This window comes from Phormidium sp. CCY1219, assembly GCF_055795085.1.
In genome coordinates, this window is sequence record NZ_JAYFEQ010000680.1 from 1 (window position 1) to 11,029 (window position 11,029).

An 11,029-nucleotide genomic window follows, 5' to 3' on the forward strand; every position below is an offset into this window, starting at 1 on the left:
CCGTTCGGTTTAGGCTGGTCAGGTGGTTAGAAGTACAAGCCCCTGGCTTTAGACATGGGGTTGGTTTCTACGGAGTCACTGACTCTCTATGGCTGGTGTTCACTTTTCTCTCACCCGGACTTCTCTAGCTGAAGTAGTTGGCTTCGGCTTCTAGCATCCGCAATAGGTTCTCATCCCCTTGTTGTCTCGCCACTTCCATCCGTCGCTGCAAGTGCTTTTGGATGGCTTCGCGATGAGCGGCTGCCGCTCTTTTAACTGTATCTTGATTGATTTTGTTCAGCTTGGACATTTTTCTACTCTGTGTTAGTGTAAGATGGCCTACTTTTAAAATAGCATCTGTAACTGAAAATGGTATCAAATTTGACCAAAACTTTATAAAATCTCCATAAATCCGGGGGCTGCGGGTTTCAGCCACAAGCCCCTCACCCTAGCCCGGTGGAGGTTCGCGGAGAAAACTCACCGAGGCGGGCGCGTTGAAACGTAGCTGTGATGCTCAATTCTCAATTCAACGGGGGCAGGATGCACGACGGAGGAATACTGACGCTATTAACGGATTTTGGCTATAGGGACGTTTATGTGGGGGTGATGAAGGGGGCGATCGCTCAAATCAATCCCCAAGTCACGGTGGTGGATCTGACCCACGATATTCCGCCCCAGGATGTGGTGGCGGGTCGGTTTTGTTTGATGAATGCGGTTCCCTATTTCCCGGAGGGTACCGTGCATGTGGCGGTGGTGGATCCGGGGGTGGGCAGTCAGCGTCGGGCGATCGCGGTGCAATTGGCAAATGCGGTGTTCGTGGCACCGGATAACGGGTTGTTAACTGCCGTTTTAACCGAGGAAACGGCGATCGCGGCGGCGGTGGAACTCACCAACCCCCAATATTGGCGCACCTCCACCCCCAGCACCACCTTTCACGGTCGAGATATTTTCGCTCCCGTCGGTGCCCACATTGCTAGGGGTGTGCCCTTAGCCAAGCTGGGCAATCCCATCGATCCGAGAATCTTGGTCAAACTGGATTTTCCCCAGTGGGAACCGACTTCCGAGGGTGCCCGGGGCTGCATTCAGTATGTCGATCGCTTTGGCAATCTCGCCACCAACATTCCCGGAACTGCGGTCCGAGAACAGCGGTGGTCTGTGGTGGCGGCGGGAACCAAGATTCCCGGGGGCACAACCTACAGTGATGCCACCCAAGGAGGGGCGATCGCCCTGGTGGGTTCTCACGGGTGGGTAGAAATTGCCGTGAATGGGGGCAGCGCCAGAAGTCAACTACAGCTTGAAGTGGGCGCAACGGTAGAGGTTAGATGGCAATAAGCATGCCATCTCCTCGGTGGTGGAAAAATTTAATAATAAACCAACCACAGGTAATAAGTGCCGAATAACCGGGAATTGCTCGAGGACTCATCCACCGCCTCTAAATTGGATAACGGCATGGTAAACTTGCGGCGATCGCTCGTGCGCTCCACGATGACAAAAAGTCCCTGTTCCTCATCAATTTCATCGGCGAATTTCACCCACTTAAACGTATCTTCATAAGAAGGATTGGTTTTTTGCTTTTTGGCATATTCTTTCTCGCTCCCCGAACCGGAGAGGTAATACTTTTCCCACTCAAACTCCTCAATTCCCCTGAGATAGCAGGGCTTGGTCATTGTTTTTTTCAGATAATTAGAATAAGTTTTTAAATTCCGTTCGTTGACCTCAATGTCCTGGGTGCCTAAAATATTCGCAATATTTTCCTCAAATTCCTCTGGCTCGCAAAAGGGAGTTAAGTCAAAATTTCCCGAGACATTTTCGTCGTCGTCATCTTCCTCTGTGAGCAGGATCCTTATCCCGGGGAAGTCGTCATCTTCATCGGAGAGCATGATGTCTATCCCGCCGAAACTGTTGGGCACCAAAGTTACCCCGTTGCTTGTGGACATCTCCCCACGCTCGGGCCAGTCTGAGCGCTCGGATAGCCGCGTCCCAAACACCCCCTCATCTATTTCTATAATACTCTCGGGAGGCGGATTATTTTTGGAGGATTTTTTGGATTTAGCCATTTGTCAAATCTCTGGAACCGTTCATAATAAAGTTTAGCTTAGCAAATGTTTTTTGTCGTCAATCGTTAGCCATCCATTATGACTCAGGCCAACTCTGTTGAAACCCCGGTTTACCAAGGACAGTTTGGGGAATTTACCATTACCGATCGCGATCGCCGAGAGGTCATCATCTACCGCAGTGGGTTGATGGTGGCGGCACTCAGCTTTGCGATTGGCACCACATTGGTTCTGTGGCAAGGCACCTCCCCGATGGTTTTAAATGCCTCGAGCGCGCTCTATGCCTGTTTTTGCATCGCCCTCGGGGTGAGCTTGCTCACCATTCACATCTATCTCGGGGCGCTACACCGCCTGCTACAGCTATTTTGGCTGGTAGGTAGCGCGGCGGCGTTGTGGTTTGCGCTCAACTACAGCACGCCCCTCGCCGTAACCTTGTACGATCGGCCCGCCGCCTTGTTCGGTATCGGATTTACCTTCGCCGCCCTCACCGGCATTTACTTTAAAGAAGCATTCTGCTTTAATCGCCTGGAAACCAAATTGCTCACCCCCGTAGTCCCCTTGTTAATTTTAGGCCATTTGTTCGGCTTTTTGTCTCCTTACGGGGAAAAAATTTTACTGGCAATCTGGGCGGTGTTATTTTTAGTCTTTGGATTGCGAAAAGCCTTCCAAGCGATTCCCGACGATATCGGGGATAAGAGCGTGTTTGAATACCTCAAGAAACAGAAGAAGGCTCAGGCTTAATTGCGGGGAATGGGAAGGGGATAATTTCCCCTTCCCCATCGCCTGGATTGAGGGTAAATTTTCCAACTTTGTCGGACAAAACGATGCCATAATGGAGATTTTAATTGTTGAAGACGAACGCACGATTGCCGAGCTAATCCAAGAGTCTTTAGAAAGTGAAGGATTTGCCTGTCGTACCTGTTACGATGGCTTAAGTGCCCTAGAATTATTTCGGGAACGGCAACCGGATTTAATTATCCTGGATTTGAGACTTCCCGGGTTAGACGGATTGGAAGTTTGTGCCCGGATCCGACAACAAACGAATTTAAAAGATCCCTATATTTTAATGCTGACCGCTCGCGGGGAGGAAATCGATCGCATCGTCGGTTTATCTACGGGAGCGGATGATTATTGCGTCAAACCGTTTAGTCCGAGGGAATTAGTTGCCCGGGTGCGTGCGTTGTTGCGGCGCAGTCTGCGTCACGGCGGACACCCGCAACAGATTTACTGTACCGAACATTTTACTGTAGATTTAGAGCGGCATATTGCCACTCGTAATCTGCATGGGGATAAATCCCAACAACTCGAGTTAACCAGTTCGGAGTTTAAATTATTAACCCTGTTTGTGAAAAATCCGGGTCGCGTCTGCGATCGCGCTCGATTGATAGAACATCTGTGGGGCGATGACTTTTTTGGCGATGAGCGGGTGGTGGATACTCATGTGGCTCGACTGCGGAAAAAAATCGAACCGGATCCGCGTCAACCGAGGTTTATTAAAACGGCGATCGGGGTGGGATATAAGTTTGACGATGCGATGGAATCATAAATCATCAGTAACTCTACAAACGAGTGGGTTTCTGGTGGGAAACGCTTCGGAATCGCGTTTCTACAAGCGGGTCTATATTCCCTAAATCCGATTAGTCGGCTCCGAACTGTTAAAATTTTCAAATAATATGCTCGGTTTAAATCATCTCATCCCCCATTCGCTGTCCCTATCCTCCCGATTGTTTTTCTCCCATTTTTTGGCAACTTTAGTGGGAGTGGCCACTTATTTCATCATTGGCAAAACGTTTTCGCCGCAGTTTTTCGAGTTAGAACTGGCTCAGTTAGAGGGAATTGGAGTAGATGCGATCGCGGCGCGGGAAGAACTGATTCGGGTGTTTGAAATTGCCTGGAATCGCAGTACCTTATGCGCGGCGATCGTCAGTACCTTAGCCGCCGTTGGATTGAGTTATTGGGTCGCCAATCGGATTACTCAACCCCTAACGCAACTCGAAGACATCACCCATCAATTTGCCGCCGGTCATTTGTCGCAAAGGGTACCGCCCAGTGAAATTCCCGAACTTCACGATTTGGGGACGAGTTTTAATCGGATGGCGATGCATTTAGAAGGAGTGGAACAACGACGTCGGGAAATCATCGGGGATCTTACCCACGAATTGCGAACGCCGCTGACAGTGATTCGCGGCTATTTAGAAAAATTGGCCGATCGCAGCATCGAACCTTCAGCCGCTATCTATTATCAACTGATTACAGAAACCCGCCGCTTAGAGCGGTTGGTGAAAGATTTACAACTGCTTTCTAAAGCAGAAGCGGGATATTTACCTGTGAATTTAAACCCAGTGCCGCTTTATCCCCTGTTAGCATTACTCGCAGAAAAGTTTTCCGAGCAATTACTGGAAGAAAAGACGCAGTTGCAGTTAGACTGTCCCCGAGATTTGCCTGCGGTTGTTGCCGATATCGATCGCCTCGAACAAGTGTTAGTCAATCTGCTGGGAAATGCGATTCGCTATACGGAAAGCGGCTCGATTTCGCTGCGGGGGTGGCGGGAAGCGGATCGGGTTTGGGTGGCGGTGGTGGATACCGGGTTCGGGATTGCAGCGGAAGATTTGCCCCATGTATTCGAGCGGTTTTGGCGATCGGCTCAATCCCGGGCGGAACATTCTCGCGGAACCGGTATTGGGTTGGCGATTTGTCGCCGCTTAATCGAACTACAAGGGGGAGAAATTTATGTGGAAAGTCAGGTTGGGGTGGGGAGTACGTTTAAGTTTTTTCTGCCTGCTGCAGAGGGAATTTAGGGGATAAGGAACTACAGCGATCGCGCCGTTCATAACCCAGACTTAACGCCGGGTTTAATCATTTCTAACCTGACAACTCCCGAGACCCCCGCGCCCACCGAGTAGGGCAGAAAACCGTACTGTATCGGTGGGACTTCACCAGAGAAAACACCCCCGTTTGTCGAGCTATTTTTTCTCGCAATTCCAGGCTCCGTAAGCGGTTCGAGGTATTTGTTAAAGAATCCTGACAAAACCGACAAGGGATTGTCATCTGTTTGTCATAAAAAGCCGAGAGGGATTTGATAATCTAAAGATGTTTCGAGAGAGGGCATGGTTTTCCAACCCTCCGAAACGATTCAGAAGAAGCGCTAGAGTTGAATTCGGTAACGGGTTTTCCTCTACCGCACTGTCTGGCAAAAAATCCGGCAGATGCGATCGCGATTTCTTCAACATTGCAGCTAGGGGAAGTTGCCGCTTGAGAAACCCCGGAAAAGCCGGAAAAAATTACCGCAGTTTTCCCAGGGGTGAAGCAAGATACATCGGCAGACCTTTGAAAACAACGGCCTGAAACGTTGTACCCAATTGCCCGGGTTTTTAGAGAAACTTAAGCGATTTGGTTCTAGCTGTTTTCGATTGAATGGTAACATAAACCCATGAAAGATACAAAGCGAATTGCATTAATATCCGTTCACGGCGATCCTGCAGTTGAAATTGGAAAAGAAGAGGCGGGAGGTCAAAACGTTTACGTCCGGCAAGTGGGGGAAGCCCTGGCCAAACAAGGGTGGCAAGTGGATATGTTTACCCGCAAGTCCAGCGCAACCCAGGCGAGTGTGGTAGAACATCATCCGAATTGTCGCACGATTCGCTTAGTTGCCGGCCCGGAAAAGTTTATCCCCCGGCAGAAAATTTACGACAACCTGCCTGAGTTTGTGAAATCTCTGTTGAAATTTCAACAAGCAGAAGGGATAGAATATCAATTAGTTCATACCAACTACTGGCTGTCTGCGGCAGTGGGAATGGAATTGAAGAAAGTGCAACCCATCAAGCAGATTCATACGTACCACTCTCTCGGGGCGGTGAAGTACAATTCCGTTTCCACGATTCCGTTAATTGCCAACACGCGCCTCGGGATTGAAAAAGCGTGCTTAGAAACGGCGGAGCGAATTGTGGCCACCAGTCCGCAGGAAAAAGAACACATGCGATCGCTGGTGTCGAAAAAAGGTAATATCGAGATTATTCCCTGCGGCACGGATATCGAGCGTTTTGGATCCGTATCGCGGGCCGAAGCCAGAGCGCAATTGGGAATTTCCGAGGATAGTCTTGTGGTCTTGTATGTAGGCCGATTCGATCGCCGCAAAGGCATCGAAACCCTGGTGCGAGCCATGAGTCGCTCGACCCTGCGCGGTGAGGCGAACTTGAAGCTGATTATTGCGGGGGGGTCTCGCCCGGGCAAGAGCGATGGTCTCGAACGCGATCGCATTGAGGAGATCGTGGATGAAGTCGGGATCCGCGACTTGACGGAGTTTCCGGGACGAGTCAGCCATCAGGAGCTACCCAACTACTACGCTGCTGCTAATCTGTGCGTGGTTCCCAGCCATTACGAACCCTTTGGGTTGGTGGCGATCGAAGCAATGGCAAGCGGTACCCCGGTGGTGGCGTCGGATGTGGGAGGTTTGCAGTTTACGGTGGTGTCGGAAAAAACCGGCTTGCTCTGTCCCCCGCAAGATGACGCGGCTTTTGCGGTGGCGATCGACCGCATTCTGTCGCAACCGTCGTGGCAAGTGGAGCTGGCAACAGCCGCGCGAACCCGCGTGGAGAGCCTGTTTAGCTGGCATGGCGTCGCGGCGCAATTGAGCGAACTCTACGACGAGGTACTCTCTGAACCGATGGAAAGTCGCGGTCCGGTGAGCGCCTAACCCCCGCCCTGAGTAGAACCGCGCGACTCACTTCCCCGGAAAATGGCGGGGAGGTGAGTCGCCGATTCGAGTTTTTGCGATCGAACCGGAAGGGGTAGAAAAGCGAAAGCTGGAGTTTGTAGCTATTTCGCTCTCGTGTCTTCGCCTACCAGGGATGCCGTGGTGACGGTATAACTGGTAGGTTGGTTGTGTTAGGAAGGTTTAGCTGGTGCCGATCATGCAACAGGTATTTATCGCGTTGTTTTTGGTGAGTTTGGTGATGCTCTCGGGCGCGGGGGCGATCGCCTACTTGTTTCCGCAGAAAAAACCCACTAAAAAATAACTGCCTTATTTCCCAAACTATCTTGACATTTCCCTGGGTTTGGCTAGAGATTATAGAGTGAATTATCGCCCCGCTTTCCCGGGGGGTTTGAAAACGCAAACCCCTCGATCGCAGAGGCTGACTCTCAGTCTGTGCGTCTGGCAAGGTTGCGGCTTTATTTGTCTCTCTAGCTGTTTTTATGTGCAATCCGAATTTTGGTTTCAGTAAAAAAGGAAAAGCGCCGTCTCAATGGTATCCTCAAAGCCCTCTAGGGATTCAGTTGGCTGGCATGTTGGTGGGGATGGGCGTGTCTTTTCCGCTGTTATTTTTATTGTTACTGTTCGTTGAGCCGATTTTATTGAGTGAAGAGTCCGAACCGCCAAAACTGGAGCGCATGGAAAAGGCAGTTCCTGCTTCTCCCCCGCTGAAATTTTCTGAGTCGAAAGCGTTACGGGAGATTGCAGAAACCAGTGGGTTATCCGAACGGGCTAAAATTGCTGTATGTGACCTAGAGCGCAATTGCTGGCACTTGCGCGGGGATGAATTGCCAGAAAGTCCGGCGAGTTTGGCAAAAATTCCGATCGCGGTGGCATTGATGCACAAAGTGGTGGTGGAGAATATTAGTCTGGAAACGCCGATTTATGTGGAGGCGGGGAATTTCACCGAGGATGGTTCGGAGATGGAAGTGGAAATTACTTATCCCCTGTGGAAGATTTTAGCAGAAATGCTGGTTCACAGTAGCAATATTGCGCCGAACCAACTGATAGATTATTTGGGGTGGGATTATATCAATGAGGTGTTGGAAGAATCCGGGTATGGGGTGACAAGGATTCGGGGAAAGTTCACCGGGGACAGTATCGTGCCGGAGAACCCGGGAACGGATGTCAATGCGTTAAGCAGTGACGAACTGACGGGAATGATGGTGAAGATTTACAACCGGGAACATCCGGGAGATAATGTGCTGATTTCTCTGCTGAAATATCAGCGCGATCGCGAATTGGGATTTGCGGCGTTGGAGAATTCAAAAGCGAAATGGTTAGGGGAAAAAACCGGGCAAAATTCTTTGGTTATCGGTACGACTTTGGCGATGGAAGTGCGGGGGAAAACCTACATCTTGAGCGCGATCGATGATGGGTTTTATTCCGATGTGGCGCTTCGGACGGCCATTGCTCAAATTGCCGATCGCCTATATCGTGCGCGGGGATTGGGGAATTGACAATTGACAATTGAGAATTGAGAAATCTGGCAATTTTTAATTTTCCATTGGGTTTCCCCCGCGCCTTCGGGAGAAGCGCCAGCAGCGATCGCCCTCGCAGGGGCAAACCCCCTACCGGGGCAAGGGATCCCACGCGGTGGGGGCGATCGCCCTATGCATAAAATGAGAAATTTCTCGTTTTTTTAAGCTTTTTTTTAACGTAGGGTTTATCCTGTAACTATAGACACCGATTGCCAACGGTGGATCCTGATGAGGAGGCGATCGCCCTCGGCGGTTTTCTCCGGTGCGGGGGACGAAGATATGGCCCCACTGCCGCGAGGGGAGTCCAAAGCAGAATAACACAGGTAAAATACCCATGCGAATCAGAAGATATTACGATCGAGAAAATCCCGATATCGCGATTGAAGACCAATGGATGAATGAAGCGTTAATGCAAGCGTTAACCAAACGATTTTGGCAGGGATTAGATCCGGGGACGCAAAAGTTATTGCAGGGATGTTTGGCCGATATTTCGGGACGTCCGGGCAATCTGATGCTGACGCTGGATTGTCCGAATGAAGAGATTTTTGCCCGCTTGAGTCGGGAAGAAAAATGGCTGGAAATTGTGGGAGAACGGATCGAGGAACTGGTGGGCAATATCCGGACGATCGCGGTTTTTCACCCGCAAAAACAATGGCTGTTTTTCCGGCGCTTGTCTAATTCGCAGTCGAGACAGTCAAAATAATCATGCAAGGTAAGGCGATCGCGGGATGGAAGAGGAACGGATATTCTGGGTAGCTTGGGCGCAAATTCCCGGCGTCGGATCGATTTTGCTCCAGCGGTTACAGCAGCATTTTGGTTCTTTGGCTGTGGCGTGGTCTGCGTCAGCGATGCAACTGGCCCAGGTGCAGGGATTTGGACGACAACTGGGGGCAAAAATCACCGCAGAGCGATCGCGCCTCAACCCCGAAACCCGCTATCGCCAACACCTGCAAAAAAACCCACAATTCTGGACGCCCGCCGATCCAGACTATCCCCGCTTGCTCTTAGAAATTCCCGACCCACCGCCCCTGCTGTATTACCGAGGACAAATCGATCGCGAGGAAAATCTCGGCATTCGTCCGCTAGTGGGCATCGTCGGCACTCGTCACCCCTCGGAGTATGGCAAGCGCTGGACGCGCCGGATGAGCGCCGTTCTCGCTAAGTGCGGGTTTACGGTAGTCTCGGGCATGGCTGCCGGCATCGATAGCGAAGCGCATATTGGTTGTATAGAATCCGCCTGTCGCACGATTGCGGTATTCGGCACCCATTTAGATAAAATATATCCGGTTGCTAACCGCACTTTGTTCCAAAAAATTGTCAGCCACGGCCTGGTTTTGAGCGAGCATCCCTCCGGCACGCGAACCAGACCGGAACACTTTGCTCAGCGCAATCGCATTATTGCCGGTTTGAGTCGTGCGGTGCTGGTGATGGAGGCACCGCAGCGCTCTGGCGCGCTGATTACCGCCCGGGTGGCCAACGAATTCGGGCGGGATGTGTTTGCATTGCCGGGGCGATTGGAGGATTACACCTTTCAAGGTTGTTTGCGATTGTTGAAAAACGGCGCGGAGATGATTGTCAATGAAGAAGAGTTGGTGGCTATGCTGGGGGGAATGCCAAAACTCGACCACCCTCAGCAGCTCTCTTTGTTCCAGAAAACCCCCGCCTCGGAAACCTCGGAACCCAGTGCCTCACCTGCGGCATCGATGCCGGAGTTGGAACCGCAACTGCAGCGGGTTTGGAAAGCGATCGCCACTGAGGATGCTCCCTTTGACGCGATCGTGGAAGCTGCCGCAATGGATGCCGCCACGGTGTCTAGTGCCCTGTTGCAGTTAGAGTTATTGGGATATGTCGAGCAGTTACCCGGAATGCGCTATCGGCGCAGTTAAATGGCAGGGGGGCGATCGCGCTCATCCTGGGAAGCCCTGCATCAGACGGAATTGGGCTGGCAAACCGCCGGTGAACTCGACCCCCCTGCGAAGCGATCGCCTCGAACGTACAGACCGCTTGTAAAGACAGGATAAATCCCATCTCTACAAGCGGTCAAATTGCATAACCGGGGGGCTAACCGAGGTTTTGATACAGGAGGTGGCAGGGGTAACGCACTGCTACGGTGGTTGTTGGGTGGGCATGGCGGTGCTTACATTCTCTCGCGAGTGTCTACCTGAGACGCGATCGCTTAATAATGCACCACCACTGGGGTGCCCACATCGGCCCAGTTAAACAGCCATTCGGCGTGATTGACGGCGACATTGGTGCAACCGTGGCTGACGGGGGTGCCGAAGTTATTATGCCAGTACGCGCCATGAATGGCATAACCGCCATAATAGTACATGGTAAACGGAACATCGGGAACGTCGTAATCATCCCCTTGCATGCGGGTTTCTTCGTGCTTGGTTTGAATGGCGAAGGTGCCGGTGGGGGTGGGGGTTTCCGTTTTGCCGGTGGAAACGGTGACGGCGTAAACCACATCATTTCCTTCCCAAGCCATTAACTTTTGCTGGGTGAGGTCGATTTGAATCCAGCGGTCTTCGGATTCTTGCAGGTTCAGCATCATTCTGGCGATGCGATTGTGGCTGACTTCTTCCGACAATGCGACGGGAGACCACCCCCAACCCGCCGACAGGGTTAAAACAGCACCGGCGAGGAGCATTCCAGAACGACGCAACCAAATTAAGGGTTTGTTTTTTTTCATGATGATAACCTCCGATACGTTTGGAAACCCCCGTGCTTTAGCCGGGGGAGGAAAAACGAACTTGCGGCTTTAG

Annotated in this window: 11 protein-coding genes; 8 read left to right on the plus strand and 3 right to left on the minus strand. The window is 51.4% G+C overall.

Annotation, left to right across the window (positions count from 1 at the left end):
- Positions 1–124 precede the first annotated feature (124 nt).
- On the minus strand, positions 125–280 hold the full coding sequence (pirA, locus tag AC0QH1_RS19925; RefSeq protein ID WP_442957345.1) for an arginine synthesis PII-interacting regulator PirA: 156 nt from the start codon (positions 278–280) through the stop codon (positions 125–127).
- A 239-nt stretch (positions 281–519) separates the two neighbouring features.
- On the opposite strand from pirA, the gene AC0QH1_RS19930 reads away from it, so the two are divergent.
- Positions 520–1,311: an SAM hydrolase/SAM-dependent halogenase family protein gene (locus AC0QH1_RS19930; protein WP_324633052.1), complete on the plus strand. Its 792-nt coding sequence runs from the start codon at positions 520–522 to the stop codon at positions 1,309–1,311.
- Between the two features lie 29 nt (positions 1,312–1,340).
- Here the strand turns inward: AC0QH1_RS19930 and AC0QH1_RS19935 are convergent, their stop codons facing one another.
- On the minus strand, positions 1,341–2,036 hold the full coding sequence (locus AC0QH1_RS19935; protein ID WP_324633043.1) for a hypothetical protein: 696 nt from the start codon (positions 2,034–2,036) through the stop codon (positions 1,341–1,343).
- A 78-nt stretch (positions 2,037–2,114) separates the two neighbouring features.
- Between AC0QH1_RS19935 and AC0QH1_RS19940 the strand changes: the two genes are divergently transcribed.
- The 7 genes from AC0QH1_RS19940 (at position 2,115) to dprA (ending at position 10,150) form a co-directional block, all read left to right on the plus strand.
- A complete protein-coding gene (locus AC0QH1_RS19940; RefSeq protein WP_324633044.1) occupies positions 2,115–2,774 on the plus strand; it encodes a DUF2301 domain-containing membrane protein in 660 nt (219 codons plus the stop codon).
- A gap of 91 nt (positions 2,775–2,865) precedes the next feature.
- A complete protein-coding gene (locus AC0QH1_RS19945) occupies positions 2,866–3,579 on the plus strand; it encodes a response regulator transcription factor (RefSeq protein WP_324633045.1) in 714 nt (237 codons plus the stop codon).
- A gap of 196 nt (positions 3,580–3,775) precedes the next feature.
- Positions 3,776–4,831: a sensor histidine kinase gene (locus AC0QH1_RS19950; RefSeq protein ID WP_324633046.1), complete on the plus strand. Its 1,056-nt coding sequence runs from the start codon at positions 3,776–3,778 to the stop codon at positions 4,829–4,831.
- A gap of 632 nt (positions 4,832–5,463) precedes the next feature.
- Positions 5,464–6,726, plus strand: coding sequence for a glycosyltransferase family 4 protein (locus tag AC0QH1_RS19955; protein WP_324633047.1), 1,263 nt, complete (start codon positions 5,464–5,466; stop codon positions 6,724–6,726).
- A 608-nt stretch (positions 6,727–7,334) separates the two neighbouring features.
- Positions 7,335–8,243 (plus strand): serine hydrolase, encoded by a 909-nt coding sequence (locus AC0QH1_RS19960; RefSeq protein WP_324633048.1) that lies wholly within the window; start codon positions 7,335–7,337, stop codon positions 8,241–8,243.
- A 355-nt stretch (positions 8,244–8,598) separates the two neighbouring features.
- A complete protein-coding gene (locus AC0QH1_RS19965) occupies positions 8,599–8,967 on the plus strand; it encodes a hypothetical protein (RefSeq protein WP_324633049.1) in 369 nt (122 codons plus the stop codon).
- 25 nt (positions 8,968–8,992) lie between these two features.
- A complete protein-coding gene (dprA, locus tag AC0QH1_RS19970; RefSeq protein WP_324633050.1) occupies positions 8,993–10,150 on the plus strand; it encodes a DNA-processing protein DprA in 1,158 nt (385 codons plus the stop codon).
- Positions 10,151–10,440: 290 nt separating this feature from the next.
- On the opposite strand, the gene AC0QH1_RS19975 is transcribed toward dprA, so the two are convergent.
- Positions 10,441–10,956 carry a L,D-transpeptidase gene (locus AC0QH1_RS19975; protein ID WP_324633051.1) on the minus strand — a complete coding sequence of 172 codons (516 nt, stop codon included), beginning with the start codon at positions 10,954–10,956 and terminating at the stop codon, positions 10,441–10,443.
- Positions 10,957–11,029: the final 73 nt, after the last annotated feature.